This window comes from Stutzerimonas stutzeri (assembly GCF_024448935.1).
Lineage (GTDB): Bacteria > Pseudomonadota > Gammaproteobacteria > Pseudomonadales > Pseudomonadaceae > Stutzerimonas > Stutzerimonas stutzeri_AO.
This window is the reverse complement of the sequence record NZ_JAMOIE010000047.1, coordinates 1-18,184: the sequence shown is the minus strand read 5'-3', so window position 1 is coordinate 18,184 and position 18,184 is coordinate 1. Positions and strand designations below refer to the sequence as shown.

The 18,184-nt window shown below is 61.3% G+C and carries 22 protein-coding genes and 1 pseudogene; 13 read left to right on the top strand and 10 right to left on the bottom strand.

The window, feature by feature from the left end:
- Nucleotides 1-38: 38 nt before the first annotated feature.
- Both gap and NA637_RS14290 read left to right on the top strand, forming a co-directional pair.
- Nucleotides 39-1,040, top strand: a complete 1,002-nt coding sequence (gene gap, locus NA637_RS14295) for a type I glyceraldehyde-3-phosphate dehydrogenase (RefSeq protein ID WP_256073087.1) — start codon at nt 39-41, stop codon at nt 1,038-1,040.
- 34 nt (nt 1,041-1,074) lie between these two features.
- The gene (locus tag NA637_RS14290) at nt 1,075-1,551 is read left to right on the top strand and encodes a methylglyoxal synthase (RefSeq protein ID WP_256073086.1); all 477 of its coding nucleotides are present in this window, start codon (nt 1,075-1,077) and stop codon (nt 1,549-1,551) included.
- On the opposite strand, the gene scpB is transcribed toward NA637_RS14290, so the two are convergent.
- The 5 genes from scpB to NA637_RS14265 all read right to left on the bottom strand — a co-directional run bounded on the left by scpB (nt 1,548) and on the right by NA637_RS14265 (nt 5,995).
- On the bottom strand, nt 1,548-2,315 hold the full coding sequence (gene scpB, locus NA637_RS14285; protein ID WP_256073085.1) for an SMC-Scp complex subunit ScpB: 768 nt from the start codon (nt 2,313-2,315) through the stop codon (nt 1,548-1,550). The genes NA637_RS14290 and scpB overlap by 4 nt on opposite strands.
- Complete coding sequence (locus tag NA637_RS14280) at nt 2,312-3,172, bottom strand: segregation and condensation protein A (protein WP_272889068.1); 861 nt, start codon at nt 3,170-3,172, stop codon at nt 2,312-2,314. The genes scpB and NA637_RS14280 overlap by 4 nt, the downstream gene beginning before the upstream one ends.
- A 69-nt stretch (nt 3,173-3,241) precedes the next feature.
- Nucleotides 3,242-4,417 carry a tryptophan--tRNA ligase gene (locus tag NA637_RS14275; protein WP_256073105.1) on the bottom strand — a complete coding sequence of 392 codons (1,176 nt, stop codon included), beginning with the start codon at nt 4,415-4,417 and terminating at the stop codon, nt 3,242-3,244.
- Between the two features lie 74 nt (nt 4,418-4,491).
- The gene (locus NA637_RS14270; protein ID WP_256073084.1) at nt 4,492-5,115 is read right to left on the bottom strand and encodes an L-threonylcarbamoyladenylate synthase; all 624 of its coding nucleotides are present in this window, start codon (nt 5,113-5,115) and stop codon (nt 4,492-4,494) included.
- Nucleotides 5,116-5,128: 13 nt separating this feature from the next.
- The gene (locus NA637_RS14265; protein WP_256073083.1) at nt 5,129-5,995 is read right to left on the bottom strand and encodes a PHP domain-containing protein; all 867 of its coding nucleotides are present in this window, start codon (nt 5,993-5,995) and stop codon (nt 5,129-5,131) included.
- A 181-nt stretch (nt 5,996-6,176) separates the two neighbouring features.
- Between NA637_RS14265 and NA637_RS14260 the strand changes: the two genes are divergently transcribed.
- The 6 genes from NA637_RS14260 (at nt 6,177) to NA637_RS14235 (ending at nt 10,224) form a co-directional block, all read left to right on the top strand.
- Nucleotides 6,177-6,758 carry a septation protein A gene (locus NA637_RS14260; RefSeq protein WP_256073082.1) on the top strand — a complete coding sequence of 194 codons (582 nt, stop codon included), beginning with the start codon at nt 6,177-6,179 and terminating at the stop codon, nt 6,756-6,758.
- Nucleotides 6,759-6,767: 9 nt separating this feature from the next.
- Nucleotides 6,768-7,067 carry a YciI family protein gene (locus NA637_RS14255; protein ID WP_256073081.1) on the top strand — a complete coding sequence of 100 codons (300 nt, stop codon included), beginning with the start codon at nt 6,768-6,770 and terminating at the stop codon, nt 7,065-7,067.
- Nucleotides 7,068-7,157: 90 nt separating this feature from the next.
- Entirely contained in the window at nt 7,158-7,547 is a 390-nt protein-coding gene (locus tag NA637_RS14250; protein WP_256073080.1) for a hypothetical protein, read from the top strand.
- A 17-nt stretch (nt 7,548-7,564) separates the two neighbouring features.
- Nucleotides 7,565-8,242 carry a response regulator transcription factor gene (locus NA637_RS14245; protein WP_256073079.1) on the top strand — a complete coding sequence of 226 codons (678 nt, stop codon included), beginning with the start codon at nt 7,565-7,567 and terminating at the stop codon, nt 8,240-8,242.
- A gap of 149 nt (nt 8,243-8,391) precedes the next feature.
- The gene (locus tag NA637_RS14240) at nt 8,392-8,796 is read left to right on the top strand and encodes a Spy/CpxP family protein refolding chaperone (RefSeq protein ID WP_256073104.1); all 405 of its coding nucleotides are present in this window, start codon (nt 8,392-8,394) and stop codon (nt 8,794-8,796) included.
- Nucleotides 8,797-8,874: 78 nt separating this feature from the next.
- Nucleotides 8,875-10,224 carry a sensor histidine kinase gene (locus NA637_RS14235; RefSeq protein WP_256073078.1) on the top strand — a complete coding sequence of 450 codons (1,350 nt, stop codon included), beginning with the start codon at nt 8,875-8,877 and terminating at the stop codon, nt 10,222-10,224.
- 6 nt (nt 10,225-10,230) lie between these two features.
- On the opposite strand, the gene NA637_RS14230 is transcribed toward NA637_RS14235, so the two are convergent.
- Entirely contained in the window at nt 10,231-10,797 is a 567-nt protein-coding gene (locus NA637_RS14230; protein WP_256073077.1) for a nitroreductase family protein, read from the bottom strand.
- 93 nt (nt 10,798-10,890) lie between these two features.
- Nucleotides 10,891-11,262, bottom strand: a complete 372-nt coding sequence (locus tag NA637_RS14225) for a YkgJ family cysteine cluster protein (RefSeq protein WP_256073076.1) — start codon at nt 11,260-11,262, stop codon at nt 10,891-10,893.
- 189 nt (nt 11,263-11,451) lie between these two features.
- Here NA637_RS14225 and NA637_RS14220 point away from each other — a divergent pair, with 189 nt between their 5' ends.
- Nucleotides 11,452-12,903, top strand: coding sequence for a TrkH family potassium uptake protein (locus NA637_RS14220; RefSeq protein ID WP_256073075.1), 1,452 nt, complete (start codon nt 11,452-11,454; stop codon nt 12,901-12,903).
- 5 nt (nt 12,904-12,908) lie between these two features.
- On the opposite strand, the gene NA637_RS14215 is transcribed toward NA637_RS14220, so the two are convergent.
- The 3 genes from NA637_RS14215 to NA637_RS14205 all read right to left on the bottom strand — a co-directional run bounded on the left by NA637_RS14215 (nt 12,909) and on the right by NA637_RS14205 (nt 14,661).
- Nucleotides 12,909-13,349, bottom strand: coding sequence for a nucleoside deaminase (locus NA637_RS14215; protein ID WP_256073074.1), 441 nt, complete (start codon nt 13,347-13,349; stop codon nt 12,909-12,911).
- A 41-nt stretch (nt 13,350-13,390) separates the two neighbouring features.
- Entirely contained in the window at nt 13,391-14,320 is a 930-nt protein-coding gene (locus tag NA637_RS14210) for a DUF808 domain-containing protein (RefSeq protein WP_256073073.1), read from the bottom strand.
- A 71-nt stretch (nt 14,321-14,391) separates the two neighbouring features.
- On the bottom strand, nt 14,392-14,661 hold the full coding sequence (locus NA637_RS14205; protein WP_256073103.1) for an AraC family transcriptional regulator ligand-binding domain-containing protein: 270 nt from the start codon (nt 14,659-14,661) through the stop codon (nt 14,392-14,394).
- Between the two features lie 467 nt (nt 14,662-15,128).
- On the opposite strand from NA637_RS14205, the gene NA637_RS14200 reads away from it, so the two are divergent.
- From NA637_RS14200 to NA637_RS14185, 4 genes and pseudogenes are all read left to right on the top strand, one after another.
- On the top strand, nt 15,129-15,446 hold the full coding sequence (locus NA637_RS14200; protein WP_256073072.1) for an Mpo1-like protein: 318 nt from the start codon (nt 15,129-15,131) through the stop codon (nt 15,444-15,446).
- A 173-nt stretch (nt 15,447-15,619) separates the two neighbouring features.
- Nucleotides 15,620-17,008 carry an adenylate/guanylate cyclase domain-containing protein gene (locus tag NA637_RS14195; RefSeq protein WP_256073071.1) on the top strand — a complete coding sequence of 463 codons (1,389 nt, stop codon included), beginning with the start codon at nt 15,620-15,622 and terminating at the stop codon, nt 17,006-17,008.
- A 79-nt stretch (nt 17,009-17,087) separates the two neighbouring features.
- Nucleotides 17,088-17,303: pseudogene (locus NA637_RS14190) on the top strand (AraC family transcriptional regulator); the annotation flags it as partial.
- 29 nt (nt 17,304-17,332) lie between these two features.
- A partial coding sequence (locus tag NA637_RS14185; protein WP_256073070.1) for a DMT family transporter occupies nt 17,333-18,184 on the top strand: 852 nt, incomplete at its 3' end.

Genomic DNA, 18,184 nt, shown 5'->3' with positions numbered 1-18,184 from the left:
CTTGTGATTCCCACAACAAATTCCGCCCAGGATCGCTCATGACCATTCGCATCGCCATCAACGGCTTTGGCCGTATCGGACGCAACGTCCTTCGTGCTCTGTACAGCCAGAGCTATCGCGAACATCTGCAGGTCGTGGCGATCAACGACCTCGGCAGCCCGGCGATGAACGCCCACCTGTTGCAGTTCGACAGCGTCCATGGCCATTTCGACGCAAAAGTCGAGGTGTCAGACGACCAGCTGCGGGTCAACGGCGACCCGATTGCCGTCACGGCGATCCGCAACCCGGCCGAGTTGCCGTGGCGCCAGCACAACGTCGATGTGGTCTTTGAGTGTACCGGACTGTTCACCTCCCGAGAAAAAGCCAGCGCGCACCTTCGGGCCGGTGCTGGCAAGGTCATCATTTCCGCCCCGGCATCCGAGGTTGACGCCACCATCGTTTATGGCGTCAACCACCACACGCTGCGCCAGTCGCACCAGATCATCTCCAACGCGTCCTGCACGACCAACTGCCTGGCGCCGGTCGCCCAGGTACTGTCACGCGAATACGGCATCGAACACGGCCTGATGACCACCATTCATGCCTACACCAATGACCAGAACCTCTCGGACGTCTATCACAGCGACCCGTTCCGGGCACGTTCGGCGACCCAGTCGATGATTCCGACCAAGACCGGCGCCGCCGAAGCGGTAGGCCTGGTGCTACCGGAACTGGCCGGCAAGCTGACCGGCATGGCTGTGCGCGTTCCGGTGATCAACGTCTCGCTGGTCGACCTGACCCTGGAGTTGAGCCGCGAGACGACCGCCGGGGAAGTCAACGCACTGATGCTCGACGCCAGCCAGCAATCGTCCATACTGGCCTGCAACTCGCTGCCCTTGGTCTCGTGCGACTTCAACCACAACCCGATGTCTTCGATCTTCGACACCAACCACACCAAGGTTAGCGGATGCTTGCTGAAAGTGATGGCCTGGTATGACAACGAGTGGGGCTTTTCCAATCGGATGCTCGATACTTGCCGCGCTCTTCACGAAGCGCCATAAACGCATCAGCCAATCCCGGCGACCGAGGAAGAACATGAACCGTATCGATTTCGTGAGCGCAACACTCCCGGCCCGCAAACGTATCGCCCTGGTCGCGCACGATCATTGCAAGGAGCGCCTGCTGGATTGGGCAGATCGGCAAAAACCTCAGCTGGAGAAACATGAGCTGCTGGCGACCGGCACCACCGGACTGCTGCTCGGGCGGCGGCTGGGGTTGCCGATCGAGTGCATGATCAGCGGCCCGCTGGGCGGGGATCAGCAGATTGGCGCGCGTATTGCCGAGCGTCGGATCGACATGCTGGTGTTCTTCTGGGACCCCTTCGAGCCACAACCCCATGACCCGGATGTAAAGGCGCTTCTACGGGTCGCAGCCGTGTGGAACATTCCACTGGCGGCCAACGAAAGCAGCGCTGACTACCTGCTATCCAGTCCGCTGCTGGGCCAGGCGCATACGCTGAGCATTCCGAACTACGCCAGTTACCAGGCAGACCGCCAGACAGCGGGTTACTAGTCGCGGCGGTCTTCGTCCGAAACGGGTTGATCTTCCTCACCCTCAGTTTCGTCACGCAGGTCGTCAAAATCGGTTTTCAACCCGGTTTCCATGCTATCCAGCTCGGCCAGAAGACTGCGGAAACTGGTGTGTTCACGCGGCGCGTCCAGTTCCTGCTCGAGATCGGCGCGAGCCTGCAGCGCCGCCGGCACCGGCGCTTCCTCAACATCGATCGGTTGGGGTTCGGGCTGCATCTCACGCAACACTGCCAGCGGCGGCAGCTCATCAAGGTTCTTCAAGTTGAAATGGTCGAGAAACTGCTTGGTGGTGGCGAACATGGCAGGCCGCCCTGGCACGTCGCGATGACCCACCACCCGCACCCATTCGCGCTCCAACAACGTCTTGACGATCTGGCTGTTGACCGCCACCCCGCGGATGTCCTCGATCTCGCCGCGCGTGATTGGCTGTCGATAGGCAATCAGAACCAGCGCCTCCAACAAGGCCCGTGAATAGCGCTGCGGCCGTTCCTCCCAGAGCCGGCCCACCCAGGGCGAAAAACGCTCGCGCAGCTGCAGGCGATAGCCACTGGCGACCTCTTTCAGCTCGAACGCCCGGCCCTTGCAGGATTTGTCCAGCACCTCGAGAGCCTTGCGCAGCAAGGCTGGCGTTGGCCGTTCGATTTCGTCGAACAGCTCGGCCATTCGTTCGACCGGCATCGGCTTGCCGGATGCCAGCAAAAAGGCTTCGAGCAGTGAGGCGAGATCCTTGGGATCGGATAGATTCACAGGCTTGGCTCCCCTGGCTCTTCCTGGTGCAACGAGGACTCCTCGCTGCGTGCCCTGACATGAATCGGCGCGAAGGGCTCGTTCTGCACCAGCTCGACCAGCGATTCCTTGATCAGTTCCAGCACCGCCATGAAGGTGACCACCACACCCAGACGGCCCTCCGCAGTGGTGAACAGCGCGACGAACGGGACAAAGCCCCCACCCTTGAGCCGTTCGAGCACATCGCTCATGCGCTCGCGGGTCGACAGCGTCTCACGCGTGACCTGGTGGCTTTCGAACATGTCGGCACGGCGCAAGACCTCGGCCATGGAGATCAACAGCTCTTCCAGACTGACCTGGGGCAGCAGCTTGCGCGCCCGGGCTTCAGGCGCGTCGAGTTTCGGTAGATGCAGGTCACGCCCCACCCGTGGCAACTGGTCGAGATCTTCCGACGCCGCCTTGAACCGCTCGTATTCCTGCAGCCGGCGGATGAGCTCGGCGCGCGGGTCGAGCTCGTCTTCTTCCACCTCTGCCGAGCGCGGCAGCAGCATGCGCGACTTGATCTCGGCCAGCATGGCCGCCATCACCAGATATTCGGCCGCCAGCTCCAGGCGCACGGCCTTCATCAGCTCGACATAGCCCATGTATTGACGGGTAATTTCCGCGACTGGAATATCCAGGATGTCGATGTTCTGTTTGCGGATCAGATAGAGCAGCAAATCCAGCGGCCCCTCGAACGCTTCGAGGAACACCTCCAGTGCATCTGGCGGGATATACAGATCCTGCGGCAGATTGTTGAAAGCCTCGCCGTAGACAAGCGCCAGCCGCAGCTGCTCACCGGGCGCCTTGACGGTCGCCTCGGCCTGGGTATCCTGCATGCTCTCTCCGAAACGAACAGATAGTGGAAGCGGCAGCTGCCTCAGCAGGCTGTACGCTGACCAATGGCTCTAGCGGTAATTCAGACCCATGGCCTGACGCACGACCACCAGCGTTTCGCGTGCTTCGTCACGGGCCTGCTCAGCGCCCTCAGCCAATATGCTGCGCACCAGATCCGGGTTCGACTCATAGTCATGGGCGCGCTCCTGCAGGGGTGCCAGTTCGAGCTTGATCGCATCGATGAGTGGCGCCTTGCACTCGAGGCAGCCGATTCCAGCGGTGCGGCAGCCCTGCTCTGCCCACTGACAGACGTCTTCGCTCGAATGGGCCTGGTGCATCTGCCACACCGGGCAACGCGTCGGCTCACCCGGATCATGGCGGTGAACACGGGCCGGATCGGTCGGCATACGCTTGATCTTTTCTTCGATCTCGTTCGGCGTGTCGCGCAGAAAGATGGAATTGCTGGCGGACTTGGCCATCTTGCCACCATCGAGCCCCGACACCCTGGGGGAATCGCTCAGCAGCGCCTGCGGCTCAGGCAACAGCAGCCTGCCGCTGCCCTCCAGATAACCGAACAGGCGTTCCTGGTCGCCAATGGTAATGGTCTGCTGGTCCTTCAGTAGCGCACGGGCCGTGTTCAGCGCCTCGAGGTCGCCCTGCTCCTGGTAGCTCTTGCGCAAGCTGGCGTAAAGCTTGGAGCTTTTTTTGCCGAGCTTGCGTATTGCCGCTTCGGCCTTGACCGCGAAATCCTCTTCGCTGCCATACAGGTGATTGAAGCGCCTGGCGATATCGCGAGCGAATTCGATATGCGGCAGCTGATCGGCGCCAACCGGTACGACACCGGCGCGGTAAGCCAGGATATCGGCGGCCTGCAACAACGGATAACCGAGAAAACCGTAGGTGCCGAGGTCCTTGTGTTCCGTATCGAGCTGCAGCTCCTTGTACGACGGCACGCGCTCCAGCCAGGCCAACGGGCAGATCATCGAAAGCAGCAGGTGCAACTCGGCGTGTTCGGGTACCTGGGACTGGACGAACAAAGTGGCAGAACTCGGGCTGACGCCAGCTGCCAGCCAGTCGACCGCCATCTCATGGACGTTGCGGGCGACATCTGCGCCCGCTGCGTAGTCGGTGGTCAGTGCGTGCCAGTCAACGATGCAGAAAAAGCACTGGTACTCGTGCTGCATCCTGACCCAGCTCTTCAGTACGCCGTGGTAGTGGCCAAGGTGAAGACGGCCATTAGGCCGCATTCCGGAGACTACACGTCGCTGCGAATCCATGGAGCTCAAAGGGTTTCCTTCGTAGGTTTGAGAAAGACGACGGTTCAGCCGGCGAACGGTGCGGGATCGCCGCAGCCGACCCGCACAACTTCCGGATCGCCATCCACCAGACTGATCACAGTCGAGGCTGCGACGCCACCGTAACCGCCGTCAATGATCAGGTCTACCTGATGCTCCAGCGCATCCCGCATTTCGTAAGGATCGCTCATCGGCTCGGTCTCGCCGGGCAGTATCAGGCTGACGCTCATCAAGGGCTCACCCAACTCGGCGAGCAATGCCTGCGCAATCGGCCGGGCAGGCACGCGCAGGCCGATGGTACGGCGCTTCGGGTGCAACAGCATTCGCGGCACTTCCCGAGTGGCGCTGAGAATGATGGTGTATGGTCCTGGCAGATGCGTCTTGAGCAGACGGAAAGCAGCGGTATCGACCTTGGCGAACAATCCGAGCTGGGACAGGTCGCGACAGACCAGCGTGAAGTTATGCTTGTCGTCCAGCTGACGCAGGCGACGAATGCGCTCGATGCCGGTCTTGTTTCCCATCGAGCAGCCGACCGCGTACGAAGAGTCGGTGGGGTAAACCACCACGCCGCCGCCGCGAATGATCTCCACGGCCTGCTTGATCAGCCTGGCCTGTGGGTTTTCCGGGTGTATCTGAAAAAACTGGCTCATGAAAACTCCGTGTTCAGCGGGCCATAGCCTCGCCGGGCTCATGATCGAAGGATCTCCATAGCGGCCTGAGGTCGTCAGGCAGGGCGCGATACATGCCCAGCTCCGACCAGTCGCCCGGTGCGTGAAAATCACTGCCGATACTGGCCATCAGGCCGAACTCGCGCGCCAGAATCGACAAACCGCCGACCTGTTCCAACGGCTGCATGCCGTTAACCACCTCCAGCGCATGGCCGCCAACCTGGGCGAACTCACTGACCAGCCGGCGCCGTTTGCTGCGCGTGAACTCGTACTGCCAGGGATGCGCCAAACTGATCCAGGCGCCGGCGTCTTGCAGCGTACTCACGGTCTGCTCAAGCGTCGGCCAATGCTGCTTCACATCACCCAGCTTGCCCGAGCCGAGCCACTTGCGGAATGCCTCGGCACGGTCGCGAACATGACCGGCTCGCACCAGGTAGTCTGAAAAATGCGGGCGCGCAGGAGCATTCTCACTGTCACCCAGCTCTTGCTGGATTGCCCGCGCGCCCTCCAGCGCACCCGGCATGCCCTTGGCCTCCAGGCGCTGCGCGATCGTCTCGGCACGCTGCCAGCGACCGGCATGCAAATCGGCAATGGCTTGCAGCAATGCAACCGCATCACGGCGAAACGCATAGCCAAGCACATGGATAGTGGCGCCGTTCCAGACACAGGACAGTTCGATGCCGTTGACCAGCCGGACGCCAAGCGAATCAGCCGTGGCGCGAGCATCCTCGAGGCCTTCGAGGGTGTCGTGATCGGTCAGTGCAAGCAGCTCGATTCCACGCGCATGGGCGCGCTGCACCAGCACATCAGGCGCGAGCACACCGTCAGAGGCGGTGCTGTGGCAATGCAGATCAACAATCATTCGGGACAGATTCTCCAGGGGGGCTTGGCCGCTCACAGCGTGTGACCGCCAGCGCCAGCGCTCGTGCCGTCGTCCAGTTTGCCAAAGCTTGCGCAATGTCGTGGAAACGGCAGGCGGACAGCGTTCCGCCAAAAGCGCGGTTTGTTATTATGCCGGGCACATCTGTCTTCTGGCGCGCCTCGTGAAACAAATCATCGACTTCGTTCCGCTACTGCTGTTCTTCGTCACCTACAAAATCGAGCCTGCAACGGTCGATATCGCAGGCTTCAGCCTTGGTGTCGGTGGCATTTTCAGCGCAACGGCCGTTCTGATCGCCAGCTCCGTCGTGATCTACGGCGCTTTGTTCATCCGTCAGCGCCGGCTTGAAAAAAGCCAGTGGCTGACATTGGCGGCATGCTTGTTGTTCGGCGGGCTGACCTTGGCGCTGCACAGCGAAGCGATCCTGAAGTGGAAAGCGCCCGTACTGAATTGGCTATTTGCGCTGGCCTTCACTGGTAGCCACTTCATCGGCGACAAACCGCTGGTTCAGCGGATGATGGGTCATGCCGTCCGATTGCCGGCAACACAGTGGGCCCAACTCAATGTCGCCTGGATTGTGTTCTTTCTCGTCTGCGGCTTCGCCAATCTTTTCGTTGCCTTCGTCTACCCCGCGATCTGGGTAGACTTCAAGGTGTTTGGCAGCCTGGGTCTGACGCTGCTGTTCATGGCCGGCCAGGCATTTTATCTGGTACGCCACATGCAACCCGAACCTGAAAAATCATAGGAGTCCACCATGCTCTACGCCATCATCGCCAGCGATGTACCCGACTCATTGCAGCACCGTCTGGCTTCGCGCCCCGCTCACTTGGCGCGTCTCGACCAGCTCAAAAGCGAAGGCCGGCTCGTGCTGGCTGGCCCGCATCCTGCGGTGGACAGCAATGACCCAGGCGCAGCCGGCTTTACCGGCAGCCTGGTTGTTGCCGAATTCGACTCGCTGCAGGCTGCTGAACAATGGGCTGCGGCCGATCCATACAAAGCGGCGGGCGTTTATGGCGATGTCATCGTCAAGCCTTTCAAGCAGGTTTACCCCTGAGTCGATCGGCTGACGCCACCATGCACCTTCCAGTGCCGTCGCTTCGCCACGGCACCGGGAGGCAAACCCGTTGAGGAAAAAGGAGTTCCGATGCGCCACGGTCCGTTGTCCCTGCTGCTTGTTCTAGGTCTCGCCACACCCTTGCTGCAGGCTGAAGAAGCCCCTGTCGAGCCGCCCGCCGAACGGCAGGCCGAGCTGGAGCACCGTCTGAGCGAAAATCTACAGCAACGAGAGGCGCTCAAGGAAAACCGCGACGCAGCCGCCAGTGCAGCAGACCAGGCCCAGCTGTTAAGACTGCGCCAGGAAAACCAGCGCCTGCGGCTCCAGCTTGAACAGGAACAAGCGCAGACGCAGGTGCAGCCAAAGCTGCTTGACGACCAGCAACAGTGGTTCGCGGTCGGGGGCGGGGTTGGCGTGCTGGGCTTCCTGCTTGGTGTCCTGACCACGCGCGGCCGCCGTCGCCGGCAATGGCTGAACTGAATCGACACGAGCGAACCATGAGCGAATTGCTGCTGATAGACGACGACCAGGAACTCTGCGAGCTGCTGGTCAGCTGGCTGGCTCAGGAAGGCTTTGTCGCCCGCGCATGCCATGACGGCAAGAGCGCCCGCGCCGCACTTGCAGAACACCAACCTGCAGCCGTCGTGCTCGACGTAATGCTGCCCGACGGCAGCGGTCTGGACCTGCTAAAGCAGCTGCGCAGCGAGCATCCTGACCTGCCGGTACTGATGCTTTCCGGGCGCGGCGAGCCGCTCGACCGCATTCTCGGCTTGGAGCTGGGGGCAGACGACTACCTCGCCAAGCCCTGTGATCCGCGCGAACTGACCGCTCGCTTGAAGGCCGTTCTACGCCGCAGCCAGCCGGCCAGCACACCGACACAGCTGGCGCTGGGGGACCTCTGGTACAGCCCTGCACGCGGCGTGGCGAGCGTCGGCGATCATGAAGTCACCCTTACCCTCTCTGAAGGACGCATCCTCGAAGCACTCCTCAGTCAGCCAGGCGAACCACTGGAAAAGCAGACCCTGGCGCAGCTGGCGCTCGGTCGAAAACTCACCCTCTACGACCGCAGCCTGGACATGCACGTCAGCAACCTGCGCCGCAAGCTTGGCCCCCATCCAGACGGCCGTCAGCGCATCATTGCCTTGCGCAGCCGTGGATACCTTTACGCCTCCTGATCGCCTTTACCCAGCCTTTACCCAGCCCTGACCGCCGCTGACCTTGCGCGCCCTAGACTGAACTCATCCGGTCGAAGCCTGTTGAGGCGCCCCAGGCAGGCGCTTTGCTGGCAACCGGTTTCCATATCCATATCAAGGAGAAACTCATGATGCGCAAGACTTTCATCGCCGTACTGTTCGCCTCCACCCTGCCCACCCTTGCGATGGCCATGCCAGACGAGGGCCAGCGCCATCATGGCGACCAGCACTCGCCCTTCGAGCAGCTCGATCTGACCAAGGAGCAACGGACCGAGATGCGCCAACTGATGCGTGAACAGATGAAGAACCATCGCGAGATCAGCCAACGGTACCTGAGCAAACTGCCCGAAGCCCAACGCAAAGCGATGCAGGAAGAGCTGAAAGCCAACCAGGAAAAAACCCAGCAGCAGGTGCGTGGCTTGCTCAAGCCGGAACAGCAGGAAAAGTTCGACGCGCTGCATGAAAAGATGGCGGCCAAGCGCGCCGACCATGCTGAGTTCGAGCAGTGGAAAGCCGAGCGCGACAAGACCAACTGATCCACTCAAGCAGCAAACCTGCCCGGTTCGCCCCTTGGGGATTACACGCGCCGGGCTTTTCCCTGGAGTAGCTGACCGGTGCGATCACTGTTCTGGCGCATTCTTGCGACATTCTGGCTAGCCATTGCGCTGGTGGCAGGCTTGGCCATGCTCCTGGGGCATGCGCTCAACCAGGACGCCTGGATTCTCAATCGTCACCCGGGCGTCAAGGGCCTGGCCGAAGTATGGACCAAGGTCTACGAGCGCCAGGGGCCGATCACTGCACAGTTTCTGCTCGAGCGGCATCGCAACCGCTACGGTGTCGATGTCCAGGTGCTGGCCGAGAACGGCCAACCCATCATTCGCGGTACCTTCCCGGCTCGCGCCGCCGCGTTCGAAGCGCGACAGGAACACCGCGACGGTGGCCTACCCTGGCGGCGGCTGACCACCGATTACACCAGCCCCGAGACCGGCAATACTTACCTCTTCATCTACCGCATCCCGAATCAGGAGCTACAAGCCTGGCACCGAGGCAGCCTGTTCTGGCCGCTGAGTGCGCTGGCCATCGCCTTAATCGTCCTGACTGGATTCAGCCTGTTGCTGACCCTTTCCATTACCCGTCCGCTCGATCGACTTCGCGGCGCTGTTCATGACCTTGGCCAAACCACCTACCAGCAGAATTCCCTGGCGCGCCTGGCAACGCGACGCGACGAACTGGGCGTGCTTGCCAAGGATTTCAACCGCATGGGTGCCCGGCTGCAAAGCCTGATCGGCAGCCAGCGGCAACTGCTGCGTGACGTTTCTCACGAGCTGCGTTCGCCGCTGGCCCGCCTGCGAATCGCACTCGCTCTGGCGGAGCGGGCCACGCCGGCCGAGCGTGAGGTCATCTGGCCTCGGCTGGCCAAGGAGTGTGACCGTCTGGAAGCCCTGATCGGCGAGATCCTGGAGCTCGCAAGGCTGGACGCCGACCCAGGGGCGCCGAGCCCCATCAACTTGCGCTCGATATTCGAGCAGCTTGAGGAGAACGCCCGCATCGTCTCGCCGAATCAGCGAATCGACAGCCAAGTCGAAACCGAAGCCCAGCTGCAAGGCTGGCCGGACATGCTCGAGCGCGCCCTGGACAATCTGTTACGCAACGCCCTGCGCTTCAACCCCGAAGGCGCGCCGATACAACTGCGAGCCAGCAGCGACACACAGCACCTGCTGCTGAGCATTCGCGACCAAGGGCCCGGGGTCGACGAGGCCCATCTCGCGCAACTGAGCGAACCCTTCTTCCGCGCACCGGGACAAACCACCGCAGGACACGGGTTAGGGCTGGCGATTGCCCGCCGAGCCGCGGAACGGCATAACGGCGAGCTCCTGCTGGGCAATCACCCGGACGGCGGTTTCATCGCCACGTTGAAGCTACCGCTGAACCCAGCTGACGAGGCCCGGCTACAAGCGGAGTGACCTGGTTCAGTTCGCCCCGGCCCACTCACTGACGAATTGCTTTGGGTCCAATGCCGGCGGGGTCCGCAGGGTCCCTTCGGGGGTGCCGATATAGATGAATCCCAAGATCTGCTCGTCACCGGTCAGCCCCAAGGCTTTTGCCAGGTACGGATCGTAGGAAAACTCACCGGTACGCCATACGGCGCCAAGACCCTGTGCATGCGCAGCCAGCAACAAGCCGTGCGCCGCACAAGACACCGCGAGCACCTGCTCCGAACCCGGCACCTTCGGGTGCGGCTGCACGCGGGCAATGACGACCACCAGCAGCGGCGCGCGCAACGGCATCTTGCGGGCTTTCAGCAAGGCATCATCGCTGGCCTCAGGCGAGCGCACACGCAACGACTCAGCCATCAGCTTGCCCAACCGCTCCCGGGCTTCGCCTTGAATGGTCAGGAACCGCCAAGGGCGCAGCTGACCATGATCGGGCGCACGCAGGGCAGCACGAAACATCAGATCCAACTGGGCCGGCGTCGGCGCAGGATCAGTAAGTCGCGTGGCAGACACGCGGTTGAGCATCAGGTCGAGCGCTTCCATCCGACTACCTCCAAAACGAATCGGACATTCTAGCGGCCCGAGCCGTTCGTTTGGCAGTGAACGCGTGGCAATCGCCACGTTGGCTGGTTCGTCTCAAGCCACTCGATCAGGCGAAAGCTGCGGCTCCAGCGGTGGCATCAGCGGCGGCAACCCATGGGCGGCCCGGGCCGTGTCGCAATGCGCATTGTGCTGACCGTCTACCCAAGAGGCCTCGAATTCGCGGCAGGTACTCGAACGTTGCTCATAGATGGTGCAGCGCACGCCACATCCCACGTCGCCCATCAAGCCGACACAACGCGCCGGCTTGGCTACCGTCCCGAGCATGGCGACGTGAAACGGACTGACCTGCACGGTTGCGCTGTCGGGAACTGCACCACCGGATGAGGCGCATTCGCCCCAAAAGAAAGACACACGAAAATACGCGCAGCAGGCGCCGCACGTGAGGCAGGGATTGTCGATGGACATGGGAGCTGAACACTCAGAAACCGGCAAAGGGCCGGCACCGGGCGGCCATTCTATTCATCGCAGCGAACTTGGGAAGAGGTCTGCAGGGCGCCTGGTAAAAGATTTTTCTGCACGCCGATCGCCGGTTTACTGCCGCAGCGACAGGCGTAGAATGGCGACCTCATTTTTCGAGCCGAGCAGCGATCACACATGGCCTTGCCGACCCTGCGCATCATCGGTTTCATTCTCGGCATTTTTCTGATCACACTCGCTGTCAGCATGGTCATTCCAATGATCACGCTGTTCGCATTTGATCGCACTGACGATTTGCAAGCGTTCCTCTGGGCCAGCCTGATTACCTTCAGCAGCGGTATCGCCTTGATCGCGCCCGGCAGGCCTGAGCTTACCCAACTACGCCCACGGGACATGTATTTCCTGACCACCGCAAGCTGGTTGATCGTTTGCTGCTTCGCCGCATTGCCGATGATGCTGATTCACCACATCAGCTATACCAATGCTTTCTTCGAGACCATGTCGGGTATCACCACCACAGGCTCGACGGTACTCTCCGGCCTGGATTCGGCATCGCCCGGCTTGCTGATGTGGCGTTCGATGCTGCAGTGGCTCGGGGGCATCGGCTTCATCGGCATGGCCGTGGCGATTCTGCCGTTGCTGCGCATCGGTGGCATGCGGCTGTTCCAGACTGAATCATCGGATTGGTCACAAAAAGCCATGCCGCGCTCGCACGTCATGGCCAAGTCGATCCTGATCGTTTATCTCGCGCTCACCCTGCTCTGCGGGCTGGCCTATTGGCTGAGCGGAATGACGCCTTTTGAAGCGATCAACCATGCCATGACCACCATTGCCACCGGCGGCTACTCGACATCCGACAGTTCGATGGCCAAGTTCACCCCCGCGGCGCACTGGGTCGCCGTGGTGTTCATGTTGCTCGGTGGTTTGCCCTTCATTCTGATGGTTTCGACGGTTCGGGGTAACCGCTACGCCCTGCTCCATGATCAGCAGGTGCAGGGCTTCGTTGGCATGCTGCTGATCATCTGTATCTCGTTTGCGATCTGGCTGACCTTCAACTCCGACTATGTCTTTCTCGACGCCCTGCGCATTGTTTCGCTGAACGTCGTATCGGTGGTGACCACGACGGGCTATGCACTGGGGGATTACACGCAGTGGGGCGAGTTCGCCGTGCTGGCTTTTTTCTACCTGACCTTCATCGGTGGCTGCTCCGGCTCGACTTCGGGTGGTTTGAAGATCTTCCGCTTTCAGGTCGCCTATGCCCTGCTTCGCGCCAACCTGGCGCAGCTGGTGCATCCGCGCGCCGTCATCAAGCAGCGCTACAACAAGCACACCCTCGACGAAGAAATCGTGCGGTCGATCCTGACCTTCTCGTTCTTCTTCACCATTACCATCGGCGCGTTGGCGCTGGCGCTGGCATTACTCGGGCTCGACATGCTCACCGCACTCACCGCTGCAGCGACCGCAGTGTGCAACGTGGGCCCAGGGCTCGGTCCGATCATCGGTCCGGCGGGCAACTTCTCCACGCTGCCAGACTCGGCAAAGTGGCTGCTGTCGTTCGGCATGCTGCTCGGCCGGCTGGAAATCATCACGGTACTGGTAATGCTGACCCCTTCGTTCTGGCGTCACTGACCGGATTACGTCTCGCCGATGTCCTCGTTCCACAGCTCAGGGCTTTCGGCGATAAAGCGACGCATCATCTCGACACAGCGTGCGTCCTGCAGCACTTCGACCTCGACACCGCGGCCTCGTAGCAACAGCTCCTCGCCCATGAAGGTCTGGTTCTCACCGATCACGACCTTGGGTATGCCATACAGCAGGATCGCCCCGCTGCACATGGGACACGGCGACAGTGTGGTATAGAGGATCGACTCGGCGTACACGCTGGCCGGTTGCCGACCCGCGTTTTCGAAGGCGTTCATCTCCCCGTGCAGCACCGCGCTGCCCTGCTGAACCCGCCGGTTGTGGCCGCGGCCGATGATTCGCCCCCGGTGGACGATTACCGAACCGATTGGAATGCCGCCCTCGGCGAGTCCCTTCTCCGCTTCATCTATCGCTGCCTGCATGAATTCGTCCATTTACATTGCCCCTTCTGTCTTGGTAGATGGTGTGATCGCCATCAAGCGGTTTCGGATCGCCCCTTGAACAGGCGTTTGCTCAGCTCGACCACTGCAAACACCAGACCGCCGGCCAATATCCCGAAGGCTGCATCCAGCAGCGTCGGCAACAGTCCGGCCAGAACCGAGCCAATGTATGGCAGCGCCACCGTGTGCTCCGCGCTGTTCTCGATGACGTGGTGGATAGCCTTGAAACCGTGGGTCAGGATGCCGCCGCCGACCATGAACATGGCGGCCGTGCCAACCACCGACAAGGCCTTCATCAACCAGGGCGCGACCGAAAGAATGGCGCGGCCCAGCGACCGCGCTGCAGAACTGCTGCGTTTGCTCAGCGCCAGGCCCGCGTCGTCGAGTTTGACGATGCCGGCAACCAAGCCGTAGACGCCAATGGTCATGATGATCGCAATGCCCGCGAGCACGGCGATCTGCTCGACGAAGCTCGCGGCGGCGACCGTACCCAGCGTAATGGCGACGATCTCGGCAGACAGGATGAAATCGGTACGCACCGCCCCACTGATCTTGTCGCGCTCGAATGCCACCATGTCGACGGTCTCGTCCGCCAATGCCTCGATTTGCTGGGCATGGTGGTCCTGATCGCGATGCAGGAACCGATGCGCCAGCTTCTCGAAACCTTCGAAACAGAGAAACGCGCCGCCAAGCATCAGCAGCGGTGTGATGGCCCATGGGATGAACGCGCTGATCAGCAACGCAGCCGGCACCAGAATCAGCTTGTTGCGCATGGACCCCTTGGCCACGGCCCAGACCACCGGCAGTTCACGGTCCGCGTTGACGCCTGTGACCTGCTGGGCATTGAGTGCAAGGTCATCTCCCAGCACGCCGGCGGTTTTTTTCGCCGCGACCTTGGTCATCAGGGATACGTCATCCAGGACCGAAGCGATATCGTCGATCAAGGCAAGAAGGCTACTGGCCAAGGCGGGTCATCCTATGGGGTTTTGCAAGAAGCGGCGCGAGGGCGCCGCGGTCATATATACGCAAGCTAAGGCTATAGCGGCAGAGCACAAGTTCCCAGGGCCACATCAACGCTGCGCCCGGTATTCGTAGGTGGCGGGCGGTGGAAGTAGACTTCGATCGGGACCAGCGGCTTGCCGGTCAGCCACCGACAGCATGCAAGCGTACTGGCCAACGAGCCATCTGCGCTCTGACGCGCCGGAGGCAGTTGGTCGCCATGGATCGCCAAGGTTGACAAGGCGCCGCGATTGGTTGACCCGAACTGCAGATCCGCGCCTTCGGCAATGATGCGCCGGTAGCGCACCACGCGCTGAAAAGCCGTCCCTGAGCGTACTGCTGGAGATCAGTGCAAACCGACCACATGCATCGGCCGGGGCGCATCACTTTCGCCAGATTCAAGCCGATCGCCGGATTGCCGGTAAGCTTCACCGCACGCAGCCAGAGCCGGGTCATGCCGTCCTGGCAAAACGCGCGCCGGGGTCGTTCAGTGCGCAATAGTCGAGCTGCTGCTTGACGAACAGGGCCTGGCAGCGAGGCCGTCGGGCTCAAGCGCCTGGACAAACTCAAGGCCCGGCTCGAGGACGTGGTGCGTGCTGTCATCAATCGATTCACACATGCTCAGACTGTACGTGGCGCGCCGTCACACCGGCGATTTGGCAGTTTCAACCGCTGATCGATGGTATACAAGGGTACTAAACTGGCACCTGAAGTCGGTAGCCTGCGGTATCCAACGCTCTAGACTCCAACGACCACAATGACAGGAGGTGCGGCATGAGCACGCAAACCGCCGAACGCTTTACCCGCTTTGCGGATTTCTATCCGTTTTACCTGGCCGAACACAGCAACCCCACCTGCAGACGCTTGCATTACATGGGCAGCTTGCTGGTACTGGCGATCCTGGCCTATGCGGTGATCAGTCAACAGTGGCTATGGCTGCTGGCGATGCCTTTGGCTGGATACGGGTTTGCCTGGGTCGGTCACTTCATCTTCGAGAAGAACCGTCCAGCGACGTTTCAGTACCCGCTGTACAGCTTTCTTGGCGACTGGGTGATGCTGAAGGACATGCTCACCGGCAAGCTTCGATTCTGATCCAACCAGGTCATCCGGGCCACGCCGCAACGGCTGCCGGTCACGGAATGGACCGGCGGTTTGGCGCAGTGGTGGCGACTTGGTTATGATCGCCGAGTCAGCGCCGAGCGATGCGCTGTCGCCTCCAACGGCGCATTCCAGAGCGCCGGTTCCTTTCAGGGATAGCAACCATAATGTCAACCGCGACCGGTGAACGACGTAACGGACTCGCGACTCGTCCACTGCGTGAATATTACGCGCGGGTCTTCGCCTATCTGATCTGCGCCGCCACGCTCGCCGCCGGTATCTATAGCCAGCAGTTCGCCCTCGACCTTTTGTGGTTGGTGCCCTATACGCTCCTGTATCCGCACGTTGCCTATCACCTGAGTTACCGCTTCAAGCGCGAACACCCGGAGACAACCTCCCAGACCCTGTTGTGCCTCGATGCCTTGAACGCGGGTGCCGGTATCGTGCTGCTCGGATGCAGCCTTGTGCCGAGCCTGATGTTTCTGCTGACGCTGAGTTTCAGCGCGCTGGTGGTCGGTAGTCTGCGTCATCTATTGATGACGCTGTTGATGGTCTGCATCGGCATCGGGCTGACCAGCTTGCTGGTGCCTTTGCGCTTCGAGGGGGTCAGCTCGGTGCTGGTATCGGCAGTCAGCATCCTGTTCACCACCCTGTACGTGTGCGTAACGGCTTATTACGTGCACCAACAGGGAATCCGACTGGCGCAGGCACGCAGCGAAGTCGAAGCCCAGCAGGCGAAAGCTGCGCGGTTGGCACGCAATCTCGCCAAGTACCTGTCGCCACAGGTGTGGGAATCGATTTTTTCCGGCAAGCGCAGCGTGCGACTGGAAACCCAACGCAAGAAGCTCACGGTGTTCTTTTCCGACATCAAGGGATTCACCGAACTCTCCGAAGAACTGGAAGCTGAAGCCCTCACCGACCTGCTCAATACCTACCTCACCGAGATGTCGAAGATCACGCTCAAGTACGGCGGCACAATCGATAAGTTCGTCGGTGATTGCGTGATGGTGTTCTTTGGCGACCCCGCCAGCCAGGGTGCGAAAAAGGATGCAGTGGCCGCCGTTTCGATGGCTATTGCCATGCGCAAGCACATGAAAGTCCTTCGCCAACAATGGCGCGGCCAAGGCATTACCAAGCCGATGGAAATCCGCATGGGCATCAACACCGGTTACTGCACAGTCGGCAACTTTGGCGCCGACACTCGAATGGACTACACCATCATCGGTCGCGAAGTGAATCTGGCGAGCCGCCTGGAAAGCTCCGCCGAGGCAGGGGAAATCCTCATTTCCCACGAGACCTATTCGCTGGTCAAGGACGTCATCATGTGCCGCGACAAAGGCCCGATCACAGTCAAAGGCTTCACCCGTTCGGTGCAGATCTACCAGGTGGTCGACTTCCGTCGCGACCTCGGTGCTACCAACAGCTTCGTCGAGCACGAGCTGCCCGGTTTCTCGATGTACCTCGACACCAACGGCGTGCAGAACTTCGACAAAGAGCGCGTCATCCAGGCGCTCAATCAGGCCGCCGACACATTGCGCGACAAGATCATCATGTAGCAGCGCCTGGCCCGGCCCGGATCAAAGGGTCATCACCCATCGCTATCTGCCGGCGTTGCGCATGCAGTCGAGGCCTACCATGCCGCCCATCCTTTCCCTGCGTCATTACACCCACGACCAGATCATCCACAGCCATGAGCATACGCAGCTGGTGTTCGGCTTGCGTGGGCAGCTGGATTTCGAGATTGACGGCCAGGGCAGTCGCATCCGGCAGCAGCTTTTGGCCGTCGTGCCCAGCGATGCGCGCCATGCCTGCGACAGCGCCGAGGGTAGCCTCTGTCTGGCGCTCGATATCCAAAAATCTGCTCCGCTGGACGCCAGGCCATGACCCATCGCAACGCTTTGCTGGCGATCCACTTCGGCGCGCTGCTGTTCGGGCTCTCCGGGGTCTTTGGCAAGCTGGCCGATAGCACGCCTCTGATCATTACCCTTGGTCGGGCAGGCTTTGCTGTCGTGGCGCTTTTACTGGCCGCACGATTCCTGCGTAGCGGTGGCGGGGCCCCAAGCCCGCGCCAGCGGGCCGGACTGCTCCTCGGTGGGCTGTTGCTCGGTGGCCACTGGCTCACCTTCTTCATCGCCGTAAAGATCGCCGGTGTCGGTATCGCCACACTGGGTTTCGCCAGCTTTCCCGCCTTTACCGTATTGCTGGAAGGGGTCCTGTTCCGCGAGCGCACCCGACCGGTTGAGTTCGGCATGGTGGCCCTGGTCTGTGTCGGACTGCTACTGGTTACGCCACAATTCGACCTGGCTAGCGAAAGCACGCTGGGGCTGATTTACGGGGTCCTCTCGGGACTGATGTTTGCCCTGCTTTCCTTGCTCAATCGCGCGGTTACCCGCGGCGTGGATCCGGTCCATGCCGCGCTCTGGCAGAACGGCACCATTCTGCTGTGTCTCCTGCCTTTTTCATGGCAGTCACTGCCGGCCGTCCCGGCCATGGATTGGCTGTGGCTGGCCTTGCTCGGCGTGCTCTGCACCGGCCTGGCCCACAGCCTGTTCGTGGCGAGCCTGAAAGTATTGAAGGCCCGGACGACATCGGTGATCTTCTCGCTGGAGCCGGTATATGGCATCGCTATCGCCTGGTGGCTGTTCAACGAACAACCTTCGCTGGGGATGCTCGCGGGCGGGACTCTGATCATCCTCGCCTCGGTCATCACCAGCCGGTTGAAAACACCGGCA

Coding starts and splice junctions, on each gene's coding strand:
- NA637_RS14240 (WP_256073104.1), top strand. CDS start 8,392: ATGCGCAAGACTTTCATCGCCGTACTGTTCGCCTCCACCCTGCCCACC.
- NA637_RS14280 (WP_272889068.1), bottom strand. CDS start 3,172: ATGCAGGATACCCAGGCCGAGGCGACCGTCAAGGCGCCCGGTGAGCAG.
- NA637_RS14200 (WP_256073072.1), top strand. CDS start 15,129: ATGAGCACGCAAACCGCCGAACGCTTTACCCGCTTTGCGGATTTCTAT.
- NA637_RS14225 (WP_256073076.1), bottom strand. CDS start 11,262: ATGTCCATCGACAATCCCTGCCTCACGTGCGGCGCCTGCTGCGCGTAT.
- NA637_RS14250 (WP_256073080.1), top strand. CDS start 7,158: ATGCGCCACGGTCCGTTGTCCCTGCTGCTTGTTCTAGGTCTCGCCACA.
- NA637_RS14245 (WP_256073079.1), top strand. CDS start 7,565: ATGAGCGAATTGCTGCTGATAGACGACGACCAGGAACTCTGCGAGCTG.
- NA637_RS14290 (WP_256073086.1), top strand. CDS start 1,075: ATGAACCGTATCGATTTCGTGAGCGCAACACTCCCGGCCCGCAAACGT.
- NA637_RS14195 (WP_256073071.1), top strand. CDS start 15,620: ATGTCAACCGCGACCGGTGAACGACGTAACGGACTCGCGACTCGTCCA.
- NA637_RS14220 (WP_256073075.1), top strand. CDS start 11,452: ATGGCCTTGCCGACCCTGCGCATCATCGGTTTCATTCTCGGCATTTTT.
- NA637_RS14230 (WP_256073077.1), bottom strand. CDS start 10,797: ATGGAAGCGCTCGACCTGATGCTCAACCGCGTGTCTGCCACGCGACTT.
- NA637_RS14215 (WP_256073074.1), bottom strand. CDS start 13,349: ATGGACGAATTCATGCAGGCAGCGATAGATGAAGCGGAGAAGGGACTC.
- NA637_RS14275 (WP_256073105.1), bottom strand. CDS start 4,417: ATGCGGCCTAATGGCCGTCTTCACCTTGGCCACTACCACGGCGTACTG.
- NA637_RS14265 (WP_256073083.1), bottom strand. CDS start 5,995: ATGATTGTTGATCTGCATTGCCACAGCACCGCCTCTGACGGTGTGCTC.
- NA637_RS14255 (WP_256073081.1), top strand. CDS start 6,768: ATGCTCTACGCCATCATCGCCAGCGATGTACCCGACTCATTGCAGCAC.
- NA637_RS14270 (WP_256073084.1), bottom strand. CDS start 5,115: ATGAGCCAGTTTTTTCAGATACACCCGGAAAACCCACAGGCCAGGCTG.
- gap (WP_256073087.1), top strand. CDS start 39: ATGACCATTCGCATCGCCATCAACGGCTTTGGCCGTATCGGACGCAAC.